General features: G+C 56.2%; 24 protein-coding genes, 1 tRNA gene and 2 pseudogenes. 12 read left to right on the plus strand and 15 right to left on the minus strand.

The features are described 5' to 3' along the window. The first annotated feature begins 53 nt into the window (after nucleotides 1-53). A complete protein-coding gene (locus tag LN050_06530; protein UFS55507.1) occupies nucleotides 54-1847 on the plus strand; it encodes an ATP-binding protein in 1794 nt (597 codons plus the stop codon). Here LN050_06530 and LN050_06535 read toward each other — a convergent pair. From LN050_06535 to pcaF, 3 genes are read right to left on the minus strand one after another with little or no spacing between them, the layout of a single operon-like run. Continuing rightward, on the minus strand, nucleotides 1838-2293 hold the full coding sequence (locus LN050_06535; protein ID UFS55508.1) for a MaoC family dehydratase: 456 nt from the start codon (nucleotides 2291-2293) through the stop codon (nucleotides 1838-1840). The two genes, LN050_06530 and LN050_06535, sit on opposite strands and share 10 nt — an antisense overlap. A 23-nt stretch (nucleotides 2294-2316) precedes the next feature. Beyond that, nucleotides 2317-3015 carry a sulfite exporter TauE/SafE family protein gene (locus tag LN050_06540; protein ID UFS57346.1) on the minus strand — a complete coding sequence of 233 codons (699 nt, stop codon included), beginning with the start codon at nucleotides 3013-3015 and terminating at the stop codon, nucleotides 2317-2319. Between the two features lie 47 nt (nucleotides 3016-3062). Then, nucleotides 3063-4280, minus strand: coding sequence for a 3-oxoadipyl-CoA thiolase (gene pcaF, locus LN050_06545; GenBank protein UFS55509.1), 1218 nt, complete (start codon nucleotides 4278-4280; stop codon nucleotides 3063-3065). 117 nt (nucleotides 4281-4397) lie between these two features. Between pcaF and LN050_06550 the strand changes: the two genes are divergently transcribed. Beyond that, on the plus strand, nucleotides 4398-4841 hold the full coding sequence (locus tag LN050_06550; protein UFS55510.1) for a DUF1841 family protein: 444 nt from the start codon (nucleotides 4398-4400) through the stop codon (nucleotides 4839-4841). 86 nt (nucleotides 4842-4927) lie between these two features. On the opposite strand, the gene LN050_06555 is transcribed toward LN050_06550, so the two are convergent. After that, nucleotides 4928-5602 (minus strand): cytochrome c4, encoded by a 675-nt coding sequence (locus LN050_06555; GenBank protein UFS55511.1) that lies wholly within the window; start codon nucleotides 5600-5602, stop codon nucleotides 4928-4930. Nucleotides 5603-5778: 176 nt separating this feature from the next. Here LN050_06555 and LN050_06560 point away from each other — a divergent pair, with 176 nt between their 5' ends. The 9 genes and pseudogenes from LN050_06560 (at nucleotide 5779) to LN050_06600 (ending at nucleotide 13758) form a co-directional block, all read left to right on the plus strand. After that, the gene (locus LN050_06560) at nucleotides 5779-6639 is read left to right on the plus strand and encodes a MoxR family ATPase (protein UFS55512.1); all 861 of its coding nucleotides are present in this window, start codon (nucleotides 5779-5781) and stop codon (nucleotides 6637-6639) included. A gap of 37 nt (nucleotides 6640-6676) precedes the next feature. Further along, nucleotides 6677-7300 carry a GNAT family N-acetyltransferase gene (locus LN050_06565; GenBank protein ID UFS55513.1) on the plus strand — a complete coding sequence of 208 codons (624 nt, stop codon included), beginning with the start codon at nucleotides 6677-6679 and terminating at the stop codon, nucleotides 7298-7300. Between the two features lie 15 nt (nucleotides 7301-7315). Further along, nucleotides 7316-8503 carry a hypothetical protein gene (locus LN050_06570; GenBank protein ID UFS55514.1) on the plus strand — a complete coding sequence of 396 codons (1188 nt, stop codon included), beginning with the start codon at nucleotides 7316-7318 and terminating at the stop codon, nucleotides 8501-8503. A gap of 158 nt (nucleotides 8504-8661) precedes the next feature. Beyond that, nucleotides 8662-9912 carry a GspE/PulE family protein gene (locus tag LN050_06575; protein UFS55515.1) on the plus strand — a complete coding sequence of 417 codons (1251 nt, stop codon included), beginning with the start codon at nucleotides 8662-8664 and terminating at the stop codon, nucleotides 9910-9912. Between the two features lie 3 nt (nucleotides 9913-9915). Further along, on the plus strand, nucleotides 9916-11193 hold the full coding sequence (locus tag LN050_06580) for a type II secretion system F family protein (protein UFS55516.1): 1278 nt from the start codon (nucleotides 9916-9918) through the stop codon (nucleotides 11191-11193). A gap of 25 nt (nucleotides 11194-11218) precedes the next feature. After that, entirely contained in the window at nucleotides 11219-12007 is a 789-nt protein-coding gene (locus LN050_06585) for a prepilin peptidase (protein ID UFS55517.1), read from the plus strand. Between the two features lie 22 nt (nucleotides 12008-12029). Next, a pseudogene (gene coaE / locus LN050_06590) lies at nucleotides 12030-12679 on the plus strand (dephospho-CoA kinase). A gap of 75 nt (nucleotides 12680-12754) precedes the next feature. Continuing rightward, nucleotides 12755-13510, plus strand: coding sequence for a cell division protein ZapD (gene zapD, locus LN050_06595; protein ID UFS55518.1), 756 nt, complete (start codon nucleotides 12755-12757; stop codon nucleotides 13508-13510). A gap of 8 nt (nucleotides 13511-13518) precedes the next feature. After that, nucleotides 13519-13758, plus strand: a complete 240-nt coding sequence (locus LN050_06600) for a DNA gyrase inhibitor YacG (GenBank protein ID UFS55519.1) — start codon at nucleotides 13519-13521, stop codon at nucleotides 13756-13758. Between the two features lie 12 nt (nucleotides 13759-13770). Here the strand turns inward: LN050_06600 and LN050_06605 are convergent, their stop codons facing one another. From LN050_06605 to LN050_06630, 6 genes and pseudogenes are all read right to left on the minus strand, one after another. After that, nucleotides 13771-14241, minus strand: coding sequence for an NUDIX domain-containing protein (locus LN050_06605; GenBank protein UFS55520.1), 471 nt, complete (start codon nucleotides 14239-14241; stop codon nucleotides 13771-13773). Nucleotides 14242-14244: 3 nt separating this feature from the next. Next, nucleotides 14245-15147, minus strand: coding sequence for an ATP-binding protein (locus LN050_06610; GenBank protein UFS55521.1), 903 nt, complete (start codon nucleotides 15145-15147; stop codon nucleotides 14245-14247). Between the two features lie 8 nt (nucleotides 15148-15155). Next, entirely contained in the window at nucleotides 15156-16379 is a 1224-nt protein-coding gene (gene argJ, locus LN050_06615) for a bifunctional glutamate N-acetyltransferase/amino-acid acetyltransferase ArgJ (protein UFS55522.1), read from the minus strand. A 58-nt stretch (nucleotides 16380-16437) separates the two neighbouring features. Further along, a pseudogene (gene secA, locus LN050_06620) lies at nucleotides 16438-19199 on the minus strand (preprotein translocase subunit SecA). Nucleotides 19200-19384: 185 nt separating this feature from the next. After that, the gene (locus LN050_06625; GenBank protein ID UFS55523.1) at nucleotides 19385-19645 is read right to left on the minus strand and encodes a M23 family metallopeptidase; all 261 of its coding nucleotides are present in this window, start codon (nucleotides 19643-19645) and stop codon (nucleotides 19385-19387) included. 5 nt (nucleotides 19646-19650) lie between these two features. Beyond that, nucleotides 19651-20316 carry a hypothetical protein gene (locus tag LN050_06630; GenBank protein ID UFS55524.1) on the minus strand — a complete coding sequence of 222 codons (666 nt, stop codon included), beginning with the start codon at nucleotides 20314-20316 and terminating at the stop codon, nucleotides 19651-19653. Between the two features lie 42 nt (nucleotides 20317-20358). Here LN050_06630 and LN050_06635 point away from each other — a divergent pair, with 42 nt between their 5' ends. Further along, entirely contained in the window at nucleotides 20359-20670 is a 312-nt protein-coding gene (locus LN050_06635; protein ID UFS55525.1) for a DciA family protein, read from the plus strand. A 1-nt stretch (nucleotide 20671) separates the two neighbouring features. Here the strand turns inward: LN050_06635 and LN050_06640 are convergent. The 5 genes from LN050_06640 to LN050_06660 all read right to left on the minus strand — a co-directional run bounded on the left by LN050_06640 (nucleotide 20672) and on the right by LN050_06660 (nucleotide 24185). After that, a tRNA-Thr gene (locus LN050_06640) sits at nucleotides 20672-20747 on the minus strand. Between the two features lie 12 nt (nucleotides 20748-20759). Continuing rightward, complete coding sequence (locus LN050_06645) at nucleotides 20760-21281, minus strand: ClpXP protease specificity-enhancing factor (protein ID UFS55526.1); 522 nt, start codon at nucleotides 21279-21281, stop codon at nucleotides 20760-20762. 18 nt (nucleotides 21282-21299) lie between these two features. Further along, nucleotides 21300-21911 carry a glutathione S-transferase N-terminal domain-containing protein gene (locus LN050_06650; protein UFS55527.1) on the minus strand — a complete coding sequence of 204 codons (612 nt, stop codon included), beginning with the start codon at nucleotides 21909-21911 and terminating at the stop codon, nucleotides 21300-21302. Nucleotides 21912-22004: 93 nt separating this feature from the next. Next, on the minus strand, nucleotides 22005-22763 hold the full coding sequence (locus LN050_06655) for a cytochrome c1 (protein UFS55528.1): 759 nt from the start codon (nucleotides 22761-22763) through the stop codon (nucleotides 22005-22007). 21 nt (nucleotides 22764-22784) lie between these two features. After that, a complete protein-coding gene (locus tag LN050_06660) occupies nucleotides 22785-24185 on the minus strand; it encodes a cytochrome bc complex cytochrome b subunit (protein UFS55529.1) in 1401 nt (466 codons plus the stop codon). Nucleotides 24186-24226 lie beyond the last annotated feature (41 nt).

The following is a 24226-nucleotide window of genomic DNA, read 5'->3' on the forward strand; positions in this document are numbered from 1 at the left end:
GCTTACGCCGTATTTGATACTGCTGCACGCAAAGCCGAAGTGCCTACATACCCATGAATGCGCCCAACCCAAGCCGCCCCCCACACACTGATGAACAGCCCACGCTGCTAAACGCCAGCTACCCACAGGGTTCGTGGCAGCAACGGCTGCGCCGTGGTGATGTAGACACAGTCAGTCAACTGTTTTTGTTGTTGTCTGCAGCCAATGCCGCATGGTTTGCGTTGGTCAGTGTCAGCACATTGGGCTTGCTGTCCAACATCGCTGTCACCACAGTGCTGCTGATAACAGCGGCTGCCAGAGGTCAAGACTGGATCAGCCGCCCACTCAGCGTTTGGATATTGCTAGCCGTTGGCTACATAGACATCACCATCAATATTGCGGCGCATGGCGGCATTTGGTCGCCTGTACTCACGTGGTACATCGTGCTGCCCTTGCCTGCCTTGTTTGTGTTGGGTGTGCGGGCCATGGCTGTCATGGTGGCGCTCAGCGTTGTTACGGTTTCTGCACTGGGGTGGGCGCAAAGTCAGCACATGCTGCCAGACCTTGTCTTTAGCGAGGGCCACACCTTGTGGGCCGTCATGGTGTTTACCGGTTTGGCCTTATCCGTGTCCATATTGCCGCTGCTGTACCACAACATGCACAACGGCTTGGTCACAGACTTGAACGCCAAAAACGTTGAGCTCAAGCGTGTGAGAGACGATTTGCTGGACGAGCAAATGCAAAAAGACGACTTTTTGGCATCGGTCAGCCACGAGCTGCGCACGCCCATGAATGCCATCATTGGTTTTTTGCAAGCCATAGAGCGACGCCCCAACGAAGATGCGCAAACCGTTGAAATGCTGGGCTATATGGACCATTCTGCCAAGCACTTGATGACCATCATCAACGACTTGCTGGATCTATCTCAAATGCGCGCGGGCAAACTGAAGATAGAAGCGCGCAAACTGGACCTGCACAAGCAAGTGCACAACATCAGCCGCAGCTTTAAGCCACAGCTAGACGAGCGCGGTATTGATTTTCAGGTCGACATAAAACCACAAGTCCACCAATGGGTCATGCTTGACGCAGACCGTTTGTCACAAGTGCTGATCAACTTGTTGGGTAACGCTGCCAAGTTCACCAGCCAAGGCCATGTGCACATGGTGGTGTGCGCAACACCACACCGCACGCTGAGGTTTGAGGTGCGCGACACGGGCCGCGGCATAGACAAAGCCCACCTTGAACGCGTGTTTGACCGGTTCTCAGACATCACCAATCGCACGCGTCGGGCTTACGGCGGCACAGGCTTGGGACTGTCCATTTGTCGCCAACTCGTAGAGCTGCAACAAGGCCATATTGGCGTTGACAGCGAGCTGGGTGTGGGCACTACCTTTTGGTTTGAATTGCCACTGATAGAGTGCGAGCCACCATCGCGAAATGAGCAGCAGCACGCCTACAAGTCCTTTGCAAGTGGCGAGACGGTGGGTGGGCATGTACTCATTGTTGACGACAGCCTCGTCAACCGCTTGGTTGCAAAACAGCTGCTTCTTAACGACTTGCCCGATTTGAAAATCACCGAGGCGGGCAACGCTCAAACCGCGCTAGAGGCCTTGGGTACAGGCTCTGTTGATTTGATTTTGATGGACGTGGTCATGCCAGACAAAGACGGCATAGAAACAACCGCTGAGATACGCACCACAGACCTCAGCACAGTCATCATTGGTCTTACAGCAGACGTGACACCCGACGTGAAGTCAAGGTGTTTGAACGCGGGCATGAACGACGTGATCACAAAGCCCTTCGACCGCCAGGCCTTGGTCTACCGTGTGCGCCAAGGTTTGGCTGGCAAAGCCTTCACTCAAGGGTAGCGGCGTACCACTGACTCAGCCACACAGGCGGGCTTGTCCACCCCCTCTATCTCAACGGTCACGCGCCATGTCAGTTGCAAGCCATCACCCGCCACAGGCTCACTGGCGAGCAAGTGCATATGGCCACGCACACGGCTGTTGGCGGGTACGGGGGACATAAAACGCACACGGTTCAGACCGTAATTCACGCCCATTGAGCTGGCAGCAATGTCAAACGTGGTGTCAAAAAACTTGGGCAACAAAGACAGCGTTAAAAACCCATGCGCCACTGGTGCGCCAAATGGTCCTTTGGCTGCACGCACCGGATCAACGTGAATCCACTGGTGGTCGCCAGTGGCATCGGCAAAGGTATTGATCATGGCTTGGTCTATCAGCACCCAATCGCTCACGGCGACGTCCTGGCCCACACAGGCGGCTACATCACTCAGTTGTTCAAATCGTCGCATAGTGTTTAGTCCCCACGCATTGTTTATAGCCAGCGCCACTCGGCCAGCAGTTTCAGACCTGTAAGAAGCATACCCACCTCAATGAGACGGTAAAAGATGTCGGGTTGAATGCGGTGCGCAATTCTCACACCTACCCACACACCAATGGGCGCCAATGGCAGCAGTGCCAAGGACGTGCTGATGTTGTCCCAACTCAACAAACCCAGATAGCTGTAAGGCAGCCACTTGCTCAGGTTGATGACAAAGAAAAACACGGCCATGGTAGCCGTGAACTGCACAGGCGCCTGGCGCAAGCCCATGACATAGGCGTTGATAGGCGGGCCACCGGCGTGCGACACAAAGCTGGTAAAGCCCGAGACAATGGCCAGCATGCCACCAACAAGCTTAGGCAAAGGCCTGGGCTGCGCGCTGCGGCGTTGGGCGTACAAACGTTGCGCCAGAAACACCAGGGTCAGCGCGCCCACAATCACCGACACCGCAGGCGCTGACAAGTGCTTAAACGTAAACGTACCCACCACCGTACCCACCAAGCCCAAAGGCACTAAAAACTTGAGCAAAGGCCATTGAAAGTGCTTGCGAAAAGCCGCCAGTCCCAGCACATCCATCAGCAGCAAAATGGGAATAAAGATCGCCGCGGCTTGCGGCACCGATACAGCCAGCGCCATGATGGGCACGGCCAGGCTGCCAAAGCCCGAACCAAAACCGCTTTTGCTCAAGCCCATGAGCAGCACCGCCGGCACAGCGGCAGCGTAAAATACTGGATCAGTAATCACACGCGTTCTATCACCAGCGCAATGCCTTGACCCACACCAATGCACATGGTGCACAAGGCGTAGCGCCCCCCTGTGCGATGCAATTGATACATGGCAGTCGTGACCAAGCGCGCGCCGCTGGCACCAAGGGGATGGCCCAGGGCTATCGCGCCACCGTTGGGGTTCACACGTGGGTCGTTGTCAGCCACGCCCAAGCTGCGCAACACGGCCAAGCCTTGCGCGGCGAAGGCCTCATTGAGTTCAATCACGTCCATATCGGCCAAACTCAGGCCCGCCAAAGTCAACACCTTGCGCGTCGCTGGTACTGGGCCCATACCCATGATGCGCGGCGCAACACCTGCTGTGGCCATGGCCACCACACGCGCTTTAGGCGTGAGACCCTGGGCTTTGGCTTGTGCGCTGCTGGCCAGCAGCAAGGCACAGGCACCATCGTTGACGCCACTGGCGTTGCCCGCGGTCACGGTGCCGCCGTCAAACACCACTGGTTTTAACCTGGCCAATGAATCAGGCGTGGTTGCGCGAGGGTGTTCGTCCACACTCACCACCACATCATCGCCTTTGCGCTGAGCGATGTGCACCGGGGACAGCTCATCGTTGAACAAACCAGCGGCTTGCGCGGCCAAGGCTTTCGTTTGGCTGGCCAGGGCCATGGCGTCTTGGTCAGCACGCGAAATGCCATAGTCTTTGGCCACGTTTTCTGCCGTCTCGGGCATGCTGTCCACCCCGTATTGAGCCTTCATCAACGGGTTGATGAAACGCCAGCCTATGGTGGTGTCAAACACCGCATTGCTACGCGCAAAGGCCGTGGTGGCTTTGGGCATTACAAAGGGCGCGCGGCTCATACTTTCCACACCACCGGCCAACATCAACCCTGCCTCACCCGCGCGAATCGCGCGTGCCGCCGTACCCACAGCGTCCAGGCCCGAGCCGCACAAGCGGTTGATCGTGGCACCCGGCACATCAATGGGCAGCCCAGCGAGCAAGCTGGCCATGTGGGCCACGTTGCGGTTGTCTTCACCGGCTTGATTGGCGCAGCCCATCAGCACATCGTCAACGGCAGCCCAATCGACGCTGGGGTTTCTAGCCATTAGCGCGCGCAGCGGCACAGCGGCCAGGTCGTCTGCACGCACGCCTGACAATGCGCCGCCATAGCGACCAAAGGGCGTGCGCGTGGCGTCACAAATATAGGCTTGTTGGTCTTCAATAGTGCTCATAAGTGGTGATCAGTCGCGTGGTGAAGTTGGTCAATGTAGCTGAACTTACACTATGCGCTACACAACGCACAGTCAACCGCGCGTCAATGCCTTATTGAGTTTTTCAGGTTTCACTTTATGTTTGCACCCAACCAAGCCGATGTGCGCCGTTTCTTTTGTGGCGCTTACGCCAAACACCAGGCCAATCAGCCGCTGGAGGCCATAGAAACTTTGGCTTCGCAGTGGATGGACCTGCACCCAGAATACGCTGCGGAATTTGCGGATGAGGCCGGCGCTTTGGCCAAGCTGGACGAGTCAAGTGTTCAAGGCGAACAAGCCGAAAACCCTTTCTTGCACTTGTCTATGCACTTGAGCGTCAGCGAGCAGTGTTCCATAGACCAGCCGCCTGGTATTCGCCAAGCCGTTGAGCTGTTGGCAGCCAAACATGGCGACCTGCACTCGGCTCATCATTTGGTCATGGCCTGCTTGGGGCGCATGGTCTGGGAGAGTCAGCGCAGCGGGCGCCCACCTGATGGGCAGGCCTACATAGACCATGTGCGCAGCCTCGCCACCGCAGACTAGCGCAAGATAGCAGCGACCCGGCAACCCTGCAGGCGAAAAAAAACCACCCTCGCAATGCCTGGGTGGTTTTTTTGTGCGGCTAGCGCTTAACGGAAGCGTGACTGCGGCACCACATCCAGTTCGCTTGGCAACTGAGACAGGTACTTGGCCATGGCCTTCAGCTCCGCGTGCGTGTACTGGGTAGCAATACCACCCATGATGGCGTTGTTGCGGCCACGCTTGCTGTTGGCATTGGTCTCAACCGTGTAAGCCTTCAAGGCGACATACAGGTAGTCGGCGTGCTGCCCCGCAATTTTGGGGTAGCTGGGATCAAGTGGCTTGCTGAAGTTGGCACCGTGACAAGCCACACAGCCGCCCCTGGCCAACAATGCTGCCGTTGCCGCATTGGCCTCAACTGCGACTTCTGGTGCAGCAGGCTTGGCAGCGTGTTGCTCATAGTAAGCGCCCAGATCAGCCATGTCCTGCTCGCTCAACTGAGCAGCTATACCGCGCATGGTGGGGTGCTTGCGATCGCCCTTGCTGTAGGCCTTCAAAGCTGCTTCGATGTACTTGCCAGACTGGCCGGAAATCATGGGCACCTTGTGCACTTCAGGGAATACGTTTTGGTAGCCAATGATGCCGTGACAGCCAATACACATGGCAGCCTTGGACTCACCGGCCTTGACGTCGCCTGTCACGCCCTGGGCGCTGGCGATGCTGGCTACGGCCAGGGTCGCCATGGCGACAAAACGGGGCAACATAGTCGTTAACAGTTGGTTCATAGTGGTTTACTCACTGATTCACTGGCGTGAATGATGGCTAGTTGTCAAAAATCAATCGGCAATTATATAGACTGTAAAGCACGCCTGCGCTGACACCGCCGTACAACCACTGGTTGACCCGTATTGACCCCACCTACCGCTACTTTTTTGCCCATCGCAACTACGCATAAAGCACCATGACTCAAAAATTCCAAGGCACAGACAACTACGTTGCAACTCCAGACTTGATGCTGGCCGTTAACGCTGCGATGGCGCTCAAGCGCCCTTTGCTCATCAAGGGCGAGCCAGGCACTGGCAAAACCATGCTGGCCGAAGAGGTATCCGAGGCGCTGGGTATGCCTTTGTTGCAATGGCACGTCAAGTCCACGACCAAGGCCCAGCAAGGCCTTTACGAATACGACGCAGTGAGCCGCTTGCGCGACAGCCAGTTGGGCGACGTAGACGGTGGTGAACGCGTAAAAGACATTCACAACTACATAGTACAAGGCGTGTTGTGGCAAGCCTTTACGGCAGACAAGCCCGTGGCGCTGCTGATTGACGAAATAGATAAGGCCGACATCGAGTTCCCCAACGACTTGCTGCGTGAACTAGACCGCATGGAGTTTTACTGCTACGAGACTCGCCAAACCATTAAAGCGGCGCACAGGCCCTTGGTGTTTATTACCTCCAACAACGAGAAAGAGCTGCCAGACGCGTTTTTGCGCCGCTGCTTTTTTCACTACATCAAGTTTCCAGAAGCTGAGACCATGGAGCAAATTGTGCAAGTGCACTTTCCCACGCTCAAAAAAGAGCTGCTGGCCACCGCACTTAAAACCTTTTACGACATTCGCAAACTGCCTGGCCTCAAGAAAAAACCCAGCACCTCTGAGTTGATTGACTGGTTGAAACTGCTGGTGGCAGAGGACATCCCCCTGTCTGCGCTTCAAAGTACTGACGACAAAATCAGCCTGCCACCCATGGTGGGCGCGCTGCTGAAAAACGAACAAGACGTCACCCTGTTTGAAAAACTGGTGTTTATGAATAACCGCAACCGCTGAATCACCGACTGGTTTACCTCTATGCCAAAGCGCAGCCATGTCTAACAACCCATTTGCCAACGCGGTCACACTGGATCACGCCCTGGCCAGCTTGCAGCCCTTGTCGCATGAGCACCTGCAAGACCTGCAAGCCGCCACGGACGACGGTGACCTGCACAAGCTGTGGTTTACCACCGTACCCACAGCTTTGGGCATGTCCGACGAAATAGACAGGCGCTTGCGCCTGCAAGCGGATGGCAGCATGAACCCCTTTGCGGTTATCTGCAACGCACCTGGCCCACTGCAAGGTAAAGCCGTAGGCATGACCACCTACATGAACATAGATGCGGCCAACCGCCGGGTGGAGATTGGCAGCACTTGGTACCGCGCTGCGGTACAACGCAGTGCGGTCAATACGGTATGTAAGCGCTTGCTATTAGCCTACGCCTTTGAAACATTGGACTGTATTGCGGTGGAGTTCAGAACGCACTTCATGAATCACGCCAGCCGCAAAGGCATAGAGCGCTTGGGTGCCAAGCTAGACGGTGTGCTGCGCAACCACATGCTGATGCACAACGACGCACACACCACCATGCGTGACACCTGTGTGTACAGCATCACAGCCTCGGAATGGCCCGCTGTTAAGGCGCACCTGGACTTTCAACTCAGCAAGCCGCGATAAAGCGCTACAACTGCCATGCTTACCCAGTTTTTTTACGCCATGCGCGCCGCCAAACTACCGGTCTCTATCAAAGAGCATCTGGCCTTGTTGGAAGCCTTGCAAGCCAACGTGGTAGGCCCCACCAATGAAGCCGCCTGCAGCATGGACGACTTTTACTACCTCGCGCGCCTAGTGCTGGTGAAAGACGAAAAACACTTCGACAAATTTGACAAGGCCTTTGCCGCCTACTTCAAAGGTGTGGACATGGTGGCCGACTTCACCAAGCCTATCCCGGCACAGTGGCTGCAGCAAGAAATAGAGAAACTGCTGTCCGAAGCACAAAAAAACGATGCACCCAACATCGACTACGACGATTTGCTGGACACCCTTAAAAAGCGTCTTGAAGAACAACAAGAACGCCATCAAGGCGGCAGCAAATGGGTGGGCACTGGCGGCACGTCACCCTTTGGCAACAGTGGCTACAACAACCAAGGCATACGCATTGGTGGCAAAGGCGGCAACAAAAGCGCCGTCAAAGTGTGGGAGCAGCGCAGCTACCGTGACTACGATGACACCCAAGAGCTGGGCACGCGCAACATCAAGGTAGCCTTGCGGCGCTTGCGCAAATTTGCCCGCGTTGGCCTTGAAGAAGAGCTGGACCTGCCCGACACCATCAGACGCACCGCCGCCAACGCCGGCTACCTGGACATCAAATTGGTGCCGCAACGTCATAACAACGTCAAAGTGCTGCTGTTGATGGATGTGGGCGGCACCATGGACGAGCACATTGCACGGGTTGAAGAATTATTCTCGGCGGCCAAAAGCGAGTTCAAGCACCTGGAGTTTTATTACTTCCACAACTGTGTGTACGACTACGTCTGGAAAAACAACCGCCGCCGCTACGCCGAGAAATTCCCAACGTGGGACATCATGCACAAGTACAACCGCGACTACAAACTCATATTTGTGGGCGACGCGACCATGAGCCCCTACGAAATTTTGCAGCCAGGCGGCAGCGTGGAATACAACAACGAAGAAGCGGGTGCGACGTGGCTGCAACGCCTAACCAGCACCTTTCCCAAGTTTGCCTGGATCAACCCTGAGCCCCAAGGCGTGTGGCAATACCGGCAAAGCATTGATGTGGTGAACCAGCTCATGGGCGGACGTATGTTTCCACTAACGCTCAAAGGCCTGGAGGACACCATGCGCTTGTTGAGCAAATAGGCGAGCAGTCGGCAAAAAGATATCGCCTTTGACGAAACGCCGGCGTGGCGCTTACTGCAGGTTGAGCACAGGCAGACCTGATCCAGAGCCGCGTCTCAGACCCGCTACGGGTACAACTCCCTATTTGCCTCAACACTTGCCTTTCACACAGTGGGCACATGGACTACCACTCCCATGCAGCGCACAACCCTGTCAGCCAAGCCAACCCGACCAACACCTGGCAGCAGCTGCTGGGCGCAGCTGTAGCGCACCGCGCCTCAGACATACACCTAGAGCCCACTGCGACTGGCCTGGGCGTTCGGTTTCGCATTGACGGCGTGTTGGTCAGCTCCCAGACATTGGGCCTTGCACCCGTTCACACGGCACTAAAAGACTCGCTGCGCTCTTACATCAAGGTCAGCGCGGCCATGGACATTGCGCAGCAGCGCCTGCCCCAAGACGGCCACTGGACGACGCACACCAGTGACCAACAGGCGCACGACTGCCGCATTGCCACCATGCCCACGGCGCTGGGTGAGAAGCTGGTTATTCGACTGCTTGCCAGCAACCGCGATATCGCGGCACTGTCCACACTGGGCTACAACGCACAACAGCTGCGCACTTTGCAGCATGGTCTGCAGGTGCCACACGGCCTGATTCTGATGACTGGACCAACAGGTTGCGGTAAAACCACCAGCATTTACAGCGCCTTGCAAACCCTGGACTTGACCAGCGTTAATGTGTGCACCATTGAAGACCCTGTGGAGTTGCTGCTGGACGGCGTACACCAAGTACAGGTCAATGAGGCGCTGGGCCTGGGCTTTGCATCGGCCTTGCGCGCCCTGCTGCGCCAAGACCCGGACGTGATTGTGGTGGGTGAAATAAGAGACGCAAATAGCGCCAGTATGGCGGTACATGCAGCGCAAACTGGCCACCTGGTGATATCCACACTACACGCCAACAACGCCACGCAAGCCATCACACGGCTGATCCACATGGGTATTGCACCGGTTGACCTGGCCTCCAGCCTGCAACTCATTACTGCACAGCGCCTGGTACGTCGCCTGTGCCCGCACTGTAAACAAGCCATTGCCATCAACAAACAGCAACGTCGCCTGTTTGAATCCCATGGACTGTCTATACCGGTCCACATCTACAAACCAGCTGACCCTTGCAGTGAAGTGCAGCCGCAATGCACTTGTATCGGTGGCTACTTGGGGCGCGTGGGTATTTTTCAAATGCTGCCAATCACCGATGCCATGACTCAGTTCCTGTTAGACGGTCACAACGAACACGCCTTGGCAAGCGCTGCCGCCAAAGCGGGTGTCAACAGTCTTGCACACCATGCGCTAGCGCGTATTGCACAAGGCGATACCAGCTGGGCCGAGGCTGCCCGTCATGTAGCCTTGGGCGGCTTAGACAGTTCTTAGGCCATGGCGCACTGGACATGGCAAGCACGCGACCGTATGGGCCAAGCGTGTAGTGGCGAACTGGAGGCGGACAACAAACAGGAAGCTCTGCGGGCAGTGCAGCGCCTGGGCGTATATGCCGCTCAGGTACACGTACAGTCACAAACAAGTGCCGGCGTTGAGCCCAGGCTCATCACATCGACACGGCAAGCGGGAACCTACACCACCGCCAAACCGCCACACAGCAAGCACGTGCTGTGGCTGACCCAGCAATTGGCGTTTTTGTGCAACGCAGGCTTGCCTGTGCTCAGCGCATTGGACTTGTTGCGCATTCAACCGCTACCTGCAGCGCTTGCGCCCTTGGTTGCGCAGTTGCACGCCCACTTGCAACAAGGTCAGCCACTGCCCCAGGCTTTTGAGGCATGCAATGCCCACAGGCGGGTATTCTCAGATGCCTATATCGGCAGCCTCACTGCAGCCCAGCGCAGTGGCTTACTGGGTCAAACGTTCAGCAGCTTATCTCACCAACTGCAGTTCAGCGCCAACTTGCAAGCCCAAGTGCGCAGCGCTATGGCCTATCCCGCTGTACTGGTATTGTTCAGCGTGCTGATTGTGTTGGGCTTGCTGGTATTTGTAGTGCCTGCATTTGAATTGCAATTTGCCCAGCAAGACCTAGCGCTGCCATGGCCAACGGCTTTGTTGTTGGCGTTGTCGCGCTGGCTCAGCGTCAATGCAGCCCCCTTGGCCGCTGGCGCACTTGTGGTGTGGCTGGTGGTGCGCACATGGCTGGTGCGCAATCAAGTTCGGCCTGGCGAAACCTATCAGCAGCTCAGGCTGAACACCCACAAGTGGCTGCTGGGTGCGCCCGTTGTTGGACCCCTGCTGTGGCAACTCGGTGCGGCGCAGTGGGCACAAAGCTGCGCGCACTTGCTAGGCACTGGTCTGCCCTTGCTAGACACGCTGCGCCATGCCAACAACACCTTGCCCAACACGTATTTGCAACGCCAACTAAAAGCCGTCCAAGACGCTGTTGCCGCCGGCGTGGCGCTTAGTCAGGCGCTACGAAACGCCGGGGTATTTCAGGCCAACTTGTGGACGGTATGCGCTGTCGGTGAAGCCACGGGCAATATGGCGCAAGCCCTGCTGCACATCAGCACCATGCTCAGGTCTGAGCTTGAGCAACAAATCAAGACATTCACCAGCTTGTTGGAGCCTGTTGCCGTGTTGGTCGTGGGAGCGCTGATTGGTGCTATCGTCTTGGCCATGTACTGGCCCATATTCGAATTAGGACGCACGGTTTAATGCAGCCGCTTCAGTTGTTGGCCTGGTGTTGTGGGGCATTGTTGGTCTGTGCATTGGCAGCTTTGTCCATGTAGTGGCCACGCGCTTGCCACTGCGCATACTGGGCGACGCGGTGGGCCACAATCCACGCTCTGAGTGTTCTTACTGCAAGCGCCAACTACCCTGGTGGGCCTTGGTACCAGTTGCAAGCTGGGTGGCACTGAAGGGGCGCAGTGCTTGCTGCCACCAACCCATTGCCGCCAGCTACCCGCTGGTTGAGCTATTTACCGCGATTTGGTTTGTGTGGTGCGGCTACGCCTACGCTGCGTCACCACTGGCTGCTGTCGTGTTGTGGTCTGTGTGGGGTGCGGCGCTATTGTGTTGCTTGCTCATTGACCACAAGTATTTTTTGCTACCCAACGTGCTCACCTATGGGTTGCTGTTTGTGGGTCTTGCCGCCAGCGCCGCCCCAGTTATTGGACTGCAATTAATCGACCAATCGCTCATGCAGTCTGCTGGCGCTGCAGCCACAGCATGGTGCAGCTTGTCACTGGTGGCGTGGGTTTACAAGCGCATAACTGGGCAAGACGGCATGGGACAAGGTGACATCAAACTGTTTGCCGCGTTGGGGGCATGGTTGGGTCTGGCTGCCTTAGCGTGGGTGCTGCTGGGTGCTTCGCTAGCGGGCTGTATGGCAGGTTTACTGCAACGCCAAAGGCCCAGCCAGGCCACGCGCACAACCGCGCTTGACATGGGTCTGGACCCTGGCGCCATTGCCTTTGGCCCTTGCTTGGTGATCAGCGCCGTGACCTACCAGGTGCTGCAAGTCACATAGACATTTGTATGACAATGCGCACATGGACACCGTACATCGCAAACACCCCATAAAAGCCCACGCTGGTCAACAGCTTTGGGGCCTGACGGGTGGCATTGGCAGTGGCAAGTCAACCGTTGCGGCCATGCTCGCCGAATTGGGCGCCGTGGTGGTGGACGCAGACGCCGTGTCTCGTGCGCTCACCGCTGCTGGCGGCAGGCCATGCCAGCTATCGTTGAACGCTTTGGTGCGCATGTGGCCGACGCGACCGGCGCGCTGAACCGTGTCAGTATGCGTGAGCTGATTTTCAGTGACGCATCAGCCAAAGACACATTGCAAGCGCTGTTACACCCACTCATTCAGCAGCACATGCACAACGCCATCTGTACCGCCTTTGCGCAGCCAGGCATCACGCATGTGGTGTGCGACATACCGCTACTGGTTGAGTCAAACCATTGGCGCAAAAGCCTGTCCAAGGTATGGGTAGTGGACTGTGACGAGCAAACCCAGATGACCCGCGTGACAGCCAGAAGCCAGCTGAGCCAACAAGCGGTGCAAGCCATCATGGCCAGCCAAGCCAGTCGCGAACAACGACTGCGCGCAGCTGATGTGGTGGTGTACAACCAAGGTATTGGTTTTGACGGCTTGCGCCAACAAGTCAATTCAAGTGCTGCACTTCTGGAGCTATCATAGAGGACTGACGTTTCTCAACACGCTTACTCGTGCGCCTGACGCACCCACTGCTTTTCCACCAACGCTGGCCATTTTGTGATCGTTTACGAATATCCCTTTAGTGAAAAAATTCGCACCTACCTGCGCGTAGAGCGTTTGCTGGACAGACTATTCGAGTTGCAAGCCAAAGACACGGCTACCGATCACCACTTTGCCCTGCAAACACTGTTTGAGCTGATGGACATCACCTCACGTGCTGATGTGCGTGGTGACCTTTTAAAAGACTTGGACAAACAAAAGTCCAATTTGGCAGCGTACAAAGACAACCCCAACATTGACCACCACATGCTGGACGGCCTGCTCAGTCAGCTGTCTGGGTGTCAACAGGACTTGTCGGCCATCACAGGCAAGCCCGGACAACACCTCAACGAGTCTGAATGGCTCACGGCGTTGCGCGGTCGCATGGGCATACCGGCTGGCACCTGTGAGTTTGACTTGCCCGGCTATCACGACTGGCTGCACGCGCCTGTGGCCAAACGCCAGGCCCAACTGGTCGATTGGTCCAACGGCTTTGTAGCTCTGCGCAAAGCCCTTACGCTGATGCTGCGTTTGCTGCGTGACAACTCCGCACCCAAAACGGTCACAGCACCCGGCGGCAACTACCAACAAACCTTGTCACAGGGGCGCAGCTTTCAATTACTGCGCATTGAAGTGCCTGAGGCCAGCGGCCTGATTCCAGAGATCAGCGGCAACCGGTTGCTCATCGCCGTGCGCTTTATGAAAGCAGACGAACAACGTCGCTTGCAGCCCCTTAAAGACGATGTCAATTTTGTCATTAGTCTGAGCAGTTAAAGCCCACCATGAGCAGCCCTGAGCTAACGCAGCCTGTATTCAAGCCACAAGTGGTCAAGTGCCCAACGTGCGGCCTTGACAGCATATACGCCGCCAGCAACCCATACCGCCCATTCTGTAGGGAAGCGTGCAAGCTCATAGACCTGGGGGCTTGGGCCAGCGAGTCATACAGCGTGCCAGCACCCGAGGCTGACCCGCTAAGCGAGCTTGGCGAGCCAAGCAGCGCGGGTAACAACCCTAGCCACTAGACCTACACGCATTTAATCGGCTGGCAGCGTTTCCAGCCAGGCCAATACGGGTACCGTGCCTGGCAGCACAGGCTCTAACGCGCACGGCAGCATGGACCATGCACTGGACTGCCCCTCTCGCATCACCATTTCACCGCTCCACTGCAGTACTTTGCAAAAGTGCAGTCGCACCAAAGCGTGTGGATAGTCAACCATGTCGACGCGCATAGACTGCGCCTGTCCTATGGTCACACCAATCTCTTCTTGCAGCTCTCGCCTAAGCGCTTGCTCAACAGTTTCACCTGGCTCAAGCTTGCCACCAGGAAACTCCCAGTAGCCGCCGTAAGCCTTATCCGCTGGGCGCGTGGTCAACAAGTAAGCGCCATCGGAACGCTGCAATACACCGACAGCCACATCAACAACGGCACGCTCTTGGCCATGGGCTTGTTCGCGCCTGTGTTGTGGGTCCGCCACCAGCACAGGTGACTTGTCTTGCTGTGTCATGTATCAGATTGACCCATCAGCAGCGCGCGCGGCGTAGTCGCGGGCAAACTGATAGGCCACGCGACCACTGCGAGAGCCACGCTCCAATGCCCACAATAAGGCATGCGGGCGCGCCGCCTCCAAGTCTACATCTGCAGATACAAAATGGCGCAGCCACTGATTGGCCACCGCCAAGTACTCATCTTGACTAAACGCATAAAAGCTCACCCACAAGCCAAAGCGCTCAGACAACGATATTTTTTCTTCAACGCCCTCACCCGGGTGCACTTCGCCGTCTGGCGTATGTTTGTAGGTGAGGTTGTCACTCATGTACTCAGGTAACAAATGACGTCTGTTACTGGTGGCATACACCAACACGTTGGCACCACTGGCTGAGACCGAACCGTCCAGAATAGACTTCAGCGCCTTGTAGGCAGGGTCGCCGTCTTCAAAGCTCAAGTCGTCGCAATACACGATGAATTTTTCTGGCCTGTGGGCCACCAAATCGACAATGTCTGGCAAGTCCACCAAGTCGTCCTTGTCAACCTCTATCAGGCGCAAGCCTTGGCCGCTGTAGGCATGCAAACACGCCTTGATCAGGGATGACTTACCCGTGCCACGCGCACCGGTTAGCAGCACGTTATTGGCGGGCAAACCGCGCATAAAGTGCTGCGTGTTGCGTTGTATTTTTTCTTTTTGGTCGTCTATTTCCTGCAAGTCAGACAGCGCAATAGGTGCGACATGGGCCACAGGCACCAGCTGTGCTGCACCCGTACGGCTACGCCGGTATCTAAACGCCACGCTAGCAGCCCAATCAGGCTGCGCCAGGCTACCAACGCTTTGCACATGCTGCAAGTGCAGCAACAGCGCGTCAGCGCGTTGCAACAACTGCCTCAATAATTCAGGTGTATTGTTGTCTGTGCTCATACAAACGGTTAACTGCGGTAGTCGGCGTTAATGCTCACGTAGTCGTGGCTGAAGTCACATGTCCACACGGTGTCACAACTAGTGCCTCGACCCAAGTCAATGCCTATGGTGATCTCTGGTTTGGCCATCACAGCTGCGCCGCTGGCCTCCGTGTAGCTGGGGTGTATGCCACCGTCGGTCGCCACATGCACCTCGTCCAAGTACACATTCACACGGCTCACATCTAGGTCTGCAATACCCGCGTAGCCAACGGCGGCCAAAATGCGACCCAAATTGGGATCACTGGCAAAAAACGCCGTTTTGACCAGCGGCGAATGGGCCACGGCGTATGCCACCTTCAAACACTCGTCGGTACTGGCACCGCTGTCAACGCGAATGGTAATGAACTTGGTGGCGCCCTCGCCGTCACGCACAATGGCGTGCGCCAAAAACTGCGCCACTTCCCGCAAGGCATCCAGCAATGCCTGCGCATCTGCCCAACTGCCCACAGGCTTGTGACCTGCTTGACCGGTGGCCATCACCACAAAGCTGTCGTTGGTGGATGTATCGCCGTCAACAGTCACGCGGTTGAACGATTGGTCGGCCAATGTTTTGGCAAGACCCTTCATAAGTGCAGGCTCTATGGCTGCGTCGGTGGCGATAAAACCCAGCATGGTTGCCATATTGGGGCGAATCATGCCTGCACCTTTGGCGATGCCAGTTACCGTCACGGTGTGACCAGACACCACGCATTGACGGCTAATGGCTTTGGGCTGGGTGTCCGTGGTCATGATGCCGCAAGCAGCATCCAGCCAAGCATCTGGCTTTAGTGCCGCACATGCCGCCCTGATGCCCGCAGTAACGCGCTCTATGGGCAAGGGCTCCAAAATCACACCGGTGGAAAACGGCAGCACCTGCTCAGGCGCGACGCCCAAGGCCACTGCCGCGGTGCTGGCCATGGCCTGCGCATGCAGCACACCACTTTGACCCGTGCCGGCGTTGGCGTTGCCGGTGTTGATGGCCAAGGCGCGTATGCCTTGATCAGCGCTTAAATGTTGCTGACATACACGCACTGGCGCGGCACAAAACCGGTTCAGCGTAAACACCGCATCAACCAGGGTGCCGGCATCCAGCGCGCACACGCTGACGTCTTTGCGGTTGGCCTTGCGCACACCCGCCTCGACCACACCCCAACGCACACCTTTTACGGACAACAAATCACCGGCTTTTGGCACGGGCAGCAAAACTGGCATATGCCGACTCCCAGACGTCATGACACGCGGGCCGAACCCGCGCGGTGTTGTTGATGTTTTATACCAAGGCGCCGTGGCAGTGCTTGTATTTTTTACCACTGCCGCATGGGCATGGCTCGTTGCGGCCCACACGTGGCACCTCATCTGCACGCGGCCCAATACCTGAAGCCAACCCATTGTTGTCAAACACCTCTGGCTCGCCTGTGGCGGTTGGTGCTGTGTATTGGACTGCGCCCAAGTTTTCACCCCTGGCCTCCATGGCGGCAGCCGCCTCTTCTACACGCTCGGGCTCAGTCACACGCACGTTCACAAGTATCTTTGAGACCTCGTTGCGCACGCTGTCCAGCATCAGGCCAAACAGCTCAAAGGCCTCGCGCTTGTACTCTTGCTTGGGCTGCTTTTGCGCATACCCGCGCAAGTGAATACCTTGGCGCAAGTAATCCAGGGCGCTCAAGTGCTCGCGCCAATGGCTGTCCAGGTTTTGTAGCAACACCATGCGCTCAAACTGAGTGAAGTTTTCTTCGCCTACGCGCTCTATTTTGGCGTCACAGTTTTGCTTGGCCGCGTCCAGCACCAGCGCCACAATATCGCTGTCTTCAATTGACTCGGCCTTGGAGACGATGTCAACCAGGTCCAACTCGATTTGCCAGTCGTCTTTCAGGACAGCTTGGAGCTTGGACAACTCCCACTGTTCTTCAACGCTTTCAAATGGCACGTACTGGTGAACCAGGTCGCTTAGACAGCCCTCACGCAAAGCGGTGATTTGCTCGCGCAAAGACGGGGCATCCAGCACGTCGTTGCGCTGCTGGTAAATCACTTTACGCTGATCGTTGGCAACGTCGTCGTATTCAAGCAGTTGCTTGCGCACATCAAAGTTGCGCGCTTCTACTTTGCGCTGTGCAGACTCAATGCTGCGCGTCACCATGCCCGCTTCAATGGCCTCGCCCTCTGGCATCTTGAGCCTGTCCATGATGGCGCGCACGCGGTCACCCGCAAAAATACGCATCAAGGGGTCGTCAAGGCTTAGGTAAAAACGTGATGAGCCAGGGTCACCCTGTCGGCCTGATCGGCCACGCAGCTGGTTGTCAATGCGTCGTGACTCATGGCGCTCGGTTGCAATGATGCGCAAGCCACCCAGTGCCTTCACAGCATCGTGCTCTATTTGCCACGCTTCGCGCGCTTTGGCTGCAGCGGCTGCCTTGTCTGCTTCACTGAGGTTGGCATTGGCTTCAATGGCGCTTAGCTGCTTTTCAAGGTTGCCGCCCAACACAATGTCGGTACCGCGACCGGCCATGTTGGTGGCAATGGTGATGGCTTTTTGGTACCGGCTTGCGCAATGATGTCAGCCTCGCGTGCATGCTGCTTGGCATTTAGCACCTCATGGGGCAACTTGGCCTCAGTCAGTAGTTGCGCTATCACCTCTGAATTTTCAATAGACGAGGTGCCCACCAAAACGGGTTGTCCGCGCTCATAGCAGCTGCGTATGTCGTCAATGGCAGCCTTGTATTTTTCGGCCGTGGTTTTGTAAACACGGTCAAGCTGGTCGTCCCGGCGATTGATTCTGTTGGGCGGAATCACCACAGTCTCAAGGCCGTAAATACTTTGGAATTCGTAGGCCTCGGTATCTGCCGTACCGGTCATGCCAGACAGCTTGCCGTACAAGCGGAAGTAGTTTTGGAAGGTAATCGACGCCAGTGTTTGGTTCTCAGCCTGTATGGTCACGCCCTCTTTGGCCTCCACGGCCTGGTGCAAGCCATCGCTCCAACGACGCCCAGACATCAGGCGACCGGTGAACTCGTCAACAATGACCACTTCGCCGTCTTGCACCACATAGTGCTGGTCACGGTGGTACAAGTTGTTGGCACGAAGCGCAGCGTTGACATGGTGCATCAACGCAATATTTGAAGGGTCGTACAACGATGCGCCTTCGGGCAGCAGGTTGGCACTCACCAACAGCGCTTCAGCGTGCTCGTGACCAGCTTCGGTCAAATGCACCTGATGCGATTTTTCATCGACCGTAAAGTCGCCAGGCGTGACAACACCCTCACCAGTGCGAGGGTCTGCCTCACCCACTTGCATGACCAGCTGAGGAATCAACGCATTGATGGCCTTGTATACGGCGGTGTGATCGTCGGCTTGGCCACTGATGATCAGCGGTGTGCGCGCCTCGTCAATCAGGATGGAATCCACTTCGTCGATGATGGCGTAGTGCAAGTCACGCGCGACGCGGTCAGCCGCGTCGTAGACCATGTTGTCGCGCAGGTAGTCAAAGCCAAATTCGTTGTTGGTGCCGTATGTGATGTCAGCACGGTAAGCGGCTTGCTTGCCAGCGCGGTCTAATGCAGGCAAGTTCACGCCCACGGTTAAACCCAAGTAGTTGTACAAACGGCCCATCCATGCCGCATCGCGCTCGGCGAGGTAGTCGTTGACAGTCACCACATGCACGCCCTTATCAGCCAGCGCATTGAGGTACACGGCCAGGGTTGCGGTCAGCGTCTTGCCTTCGCCCGTTCGCATCTCGGCAATCTTGCCGTTGTGCAAAGCCAGGCCACCGACAATTTGCACATCAAAGTGACGCATCTTCATCACACGCTTGCTGGCCTCGCGCACCGTGGCGAAAGCGTGAGGCAGTATGTCGTCCAGCGTTTTTCCTGCGGCCAGTTGGGCGCGCAACTCATCTGTTTTTCCGCGCAGCGCATGGTCGCTTAGCGCCTCGTACTCAGGCTCAAGGGCGTTAACGGTGGCCACTGTCTTGCGGTAGGTGCGCAGCAGGCGGTCGTTGCGACTACCAAATAATTTTGTGAGAAAGTTGTAGGCCATAAATGTCTGTGTCACGCCAGGCTGCCATATCGCGCCCTGGCGTATAAAAATACGGGTTTGAATGTTCTTGCACAGCGAAATGGCCACATTCGGGTTGAATGCGGCCTTTGCTTAAAGCGTAGAGTTTAACCGGCGCGCCACCCCTGAAACCCGGGATGGCTTGGTGGAGCGGCAAGTGCCGGTTCTCAGCGACTTGATGCCAGCTTGGGGCTGTCGCGGCCCATGGCCAAGAACTTGGCTGGGTCTTTGTAGCGGCCTGACACCCAGACCTCAAAGTGCAGGTGCGGACCCGTTGATCGACCCGTTGAGCCTATGAGGCCAATTTTCTGGCCGCGCTTGATCAGGTCACCCACCTTGACCAGCATTTTGCTGGTGTGTGCATAACGCGTGACCACCTGGTTGCCGTGGTCAATTTCTATCATGTTGCCGTAGTCAGCGTGGCGCAAGGCCGTTACGACGACACCGCCAGCAGCGGCATATATCGGTGTGCCAATAGGGCCGGGAAGTCTAGGCCGGTGTGCATGGCGCTGGCACCAGTAAAGGGGTCAACACGGCGGCCAAAGCGCGAGCCTGTGATCAAGCCCTTGACGGGCTTTGTTGTAGGGATCATGGCCCGCTCCAGCTGCTGATCCAGCAGCCTGGACTCCAGCACTGTGAGCAAGTCTTCGCCATTGTTGGCTTCGGATTGCAGTGCTGACAATGCTTGGCTAAAGTCTTGAACCGACAATGAGCGCTCGGATACCAGGGCCCCGCCAGCACCAGGCTGGGGCTTGACGACTTCAACGTCCATGCCCGCAAGTTCGGCCACGCGCTCGCCAAGTGCATCCAGCTGCACCATACGGGCTTGCAACTCGCCCAGGCGGGTCGCCATCACATCCAGGTTCTCGCGCAGGTAGCGGTTTTGCGCCTCCATATCCTGGCTGGCAACCTGAGGCAGGATTTGACCCACAATTGGCCAGTTGTTGCGTGTACCAGCCTTGAGCAAGGCGTGGTAGGCAGCCATGGCGCCAGAGACGGCCAAGACCACGACCACTGTTGCTATGGCACAAAACCCTTTGACGCCCAGCTCAAACGTGCGGGTTGAGCGAAAACGCGTGTCAGTGATAATCACGTGCATACCAACAAGCTCCTTGTGGGCAGCGCTTCATAAAGCACCACCTTGAAACCATCCATCCCCAACGCCATACCCATTGCACAAGCAATGGAAAGCTCCGAGACACTGCATGCGCTGCTGGGCAAAGTGCGCCTGTCTCAAAGCCGACTAGAGACGGTTCAACAACTGGTTCCGGTGACATTAAGGCCGAGCCTGCGGGCCGGCAGTGCTGATGAGGGGCAGTGGACGCTGCTGGTCAACTCACCTGCTGTTGCCGCCAAGCTCAGGCAATTGCTACCGAGCTTGAATCAGGCCTTGCGCCAAAAGGAACAAGTTGATGTCGAGGTGCGTATCAAAATAGCACGCCCAACGGCTTAAATGGTGCCGAATGTCTGACTCGAACAGACGACCTACCGCTTACAAGGCGGTTGCTCTACCAACTGAGCTAATTCGGCGAAGTGGAGATTCTACTTCACTCTGCGAAGACCTACACCGCCACCGGTTGGTGGTTTGGGAGAAAAATCATCGTCAGGTGAACTATTTGTGACATTTTCAGTGGCAGCAGCTGGGTTAACAGATACCAAAGAAGGACCTTTGCCCGTTTGTTTAGGCGCAGCAGACTGTAAGTTTTTTGCAACATCTGCGGTTGGCGCTGACGAATCAGTCGCCGGAAACGCCATGCCCTGGCCATTTTCGCGCGCGTAAATAGCCAACACCCGGCCAACAGGTACAAAAATATCTTGCACCTTGCCGCTGAAGCGGCCTTTGAAGCTGACCATGTCGTTGGCCATTTGCAAGTCTTGTGTGGCGCCATAGCTGACGTTCAACACAATTTGCCCGTCGTTCACAAAAGCCATTGGCACTTCAACGGTGTGATCAACCGACACCGCCATGTAAGGCGTGTAGCCATTGTCCGAACACCACTCATGAATGGCGCGCAACAAATAGGGCTTGGTTGACGGGATATCGTTGAAGTCCATAACTTTCATATTGGCTGTGCCAGCGACTTACTTGCGCATGACCTTTTCAGACGGTGTGAGCGCTTCAATGTAGGCAGGGCGTGAAAAAATACGCTCGGCATACTTGAGCAAGGGTGCTGCGTTTTTGCTCAGCTCAATGCCATACATGTCCAGGCGCCACAACAGCGGTGCGATGGATACATCCAGCATGGAAAAGTTGTCACCCAACATGAACTTATTTTTCAGGAACACGGGGGCCAATTGCGTCAAGCGGTCACGCATGTGGCTGCGGGCTTTGTCCAGCGCCTTCTCGTTGCCCTTGTTGTTACGCGCTTCCAAAACGGCTACATGTGTAAACAACTCTTTTTCAAAGTTGAGCAAGAACAAACGCACGCGGGCACGGTCAACTGGGTCACCTGGCATCAACTGGGGATGCGGGAAACGCTCGTCAATGTACTCGTTGATGATGTTGGACTCGTACAAAATCAAATCGCGCTCAACCAGGATAGGTACCTGGCCGTAGGGGTTCATCACCGCAATGTCTTCTGGCTTGTTGTACAAGTCCACATCGCGGATTTCAAAATCCATGCCTTTTTCAAACAGCACAAAACGGCAGCGATGTGAGAAGGGGCAGGTCGTGCCCGAGTACAAAACCATCATGATAGAAGTCTCCTAAACGAAAAACAGTGGCCGCACCGCAGAGGTGCTAACGCCACTGTGTCATGTGTTGGGCCTTTGAGGCCCCAACGAAATTTACTTGATGTCTTTCCAGAATGCCGCATTCAAGCGCCACGCCACGATAGTGAACAAGCTCAAGAACAACAACACCCACACACCAATACGAACACGCGTGTTTTGAGCGGGCTCGCCCATCCACTGCAGGTACGCTACCAAATCACCGACGGCATTGTCAAATTCTGCAGGGCTCATGGTGCCAGCTGAAACTTGCTCAAAGCCGTTGAATGCCTGCGTTGTCACACCGTGCGACTCAACCGCTTTGGACAGCATGACTTGCTCGCCTTGCAGCTGCCACAGTGGGTTGGGCATGGCCACAGCCGGAAAGACCGCGTTGTTCCAGCCGGTTACCTTGGTGTTATCACGGTAGTAGCCACGCAAAAATGTGTAGATGTAATCAGCACCAGAGCCGTTAGCACCGGCACGTGAACGCGCAATCACGGACAGGTCTGGAGGCGTTGCACCAAACCAGGCCCTGGCTTCAATAGGGTTGATGGTGGCCTTCATCAAATCACCAGATTTGTCGGTGATAAAGTTCAGGTTTTCTTTGATCTGGCTGTCGGTCAGGCCAATGTCTGTCATGCGGTTGTAGCGCATGAATGCTGCCGAGTGGCAGTTCAAACAATAGTTGGTGAACAGCTGTGCACCACGCTGCAAGGCGGCTATGTCATTGGTGCGCTTGGGCGCTTTGTCCCAAGCAAGACCGCCAGTAGCGGCATTTGCCACACCAACCAAGGACGCGCACAAAGCTGCTGCGAGAAGGATTTTTTTCAACATCTTATTCATCTCCACAACAACTCAGTGAGCTACAAACACAACACGGTCAGGCACTTCCTTGAAGCTGCCCAAACGACTCCACCAGGGCATCAGCAAGAAGAAGCCGAAATACAGCAACGTGCCCAGTTGTGAAATACGCTCGTATACAGGTGACGGTGCTTGAATACCCAAGTAACCCAACACAAAGAAGTTGATCACGAACACGCCGTACACCACTTTGTGCCAGTCAGGACGGTAGCGCATGGACTTGACGGGGCTATGGTCCAACCAAGGCAGGAAGAACAAAATGACAACCGCGCCACCCATCACCACAACGCCCCAGAACTTGGCGTCTGTCACGGCCATGGCCGCTATGCCCAGCAATGCGGCCACCAGCACGCCTACCTTGGCTTTGCTGCTGAGCTGCAACTTGAGCGCCGCCAAGACAGCACCCAAGGCTGTCAAGCCCATCAGCACGTACATCATCTCTGTGGTGATAGCGCGCAACATGGAGTAGAACGGTGTGAAGTACCACACTGGCGCAATGTGCACAGGCGTCTTGAGTGGGTCCGCTGGAATGAAGTTGTTGTACTCCAAGAAGTAGCCACCAAGCTCAGGCGCGAAAAACACGATGGCAGAAAAAACCATCAGGAACACCGATACGCCCAATACGTCGTGCACGGTGTAGTAAGGGTGGAAAGGAATGCCGTCCAGCGGAATACCGTTCTCGTCCTTGTGTTTTTTGATCTCGACGCCGTCTGGGTTGTTAGAGCCCACTTCGTGCAACGCAATGATGTGCGCCACAACCAAACCCAACAGCACCAGTGGCACAGCAATCACGTGGAAAGCGAAGAAGCGGTTCAGTGTCGCGTCACCCACCACAAAGTCACCACGAATCAACAAGGCCAAGTCCTCGCCAACAAAAGGTACGGCGGCAAACAAGTTGACAATCACTTGCGCACCCCAGTAGCTCATCTGGCCCCATGGCAGCAAGTAGCCCATGAAAGCCTCGGCCATCAGACACAAGAAGATGGCACAGCCAAAAATCCAGACCAGCTCGCGTGGCTTGCGGTAGCTGCCGTACAGCAAACCGCGGAACATGTGCAAATACACCACCACAAAGAAGGCTGAGGCCCCTGTAGAGTGCATGTAGCGAATCAGCCAGCCCCACGGCACGTCGCGCATGATGTACTCAACGGATGCAAAAGCCAGGGCCGCATCAGGCTTGTAGTGCATGACCAGAAAGATGCCGGTGACGATTTGAATCACCAGCACCAACAAGGCCAATGAACCAAAAAAGTACCAGAAGTTGAAGTTTTTGGGCGCGTAGTACTCAGCCAAATGCTCGTTGTAGAGTTTGGACAGTGGGAAGCGGTTGTCTACCCAGTTCAGCATTTTTTGCGCCGGAGGTGCGTCCGCCGCGATTTCTTTGAATTCAGCCATTTGTATGATGCCTCAAAAGCAGGTGCGCGACATAGCGCAGA

The organism is Comamonadaceae bacterium M7527, from assembly GCA_021044545.1.
Classification (GTDB): domain Bacteria; phylum Pseudomonadota; class Gammaproteobacteria; order Burkholderiales; family Burkholderiaceae_C; genus RS62.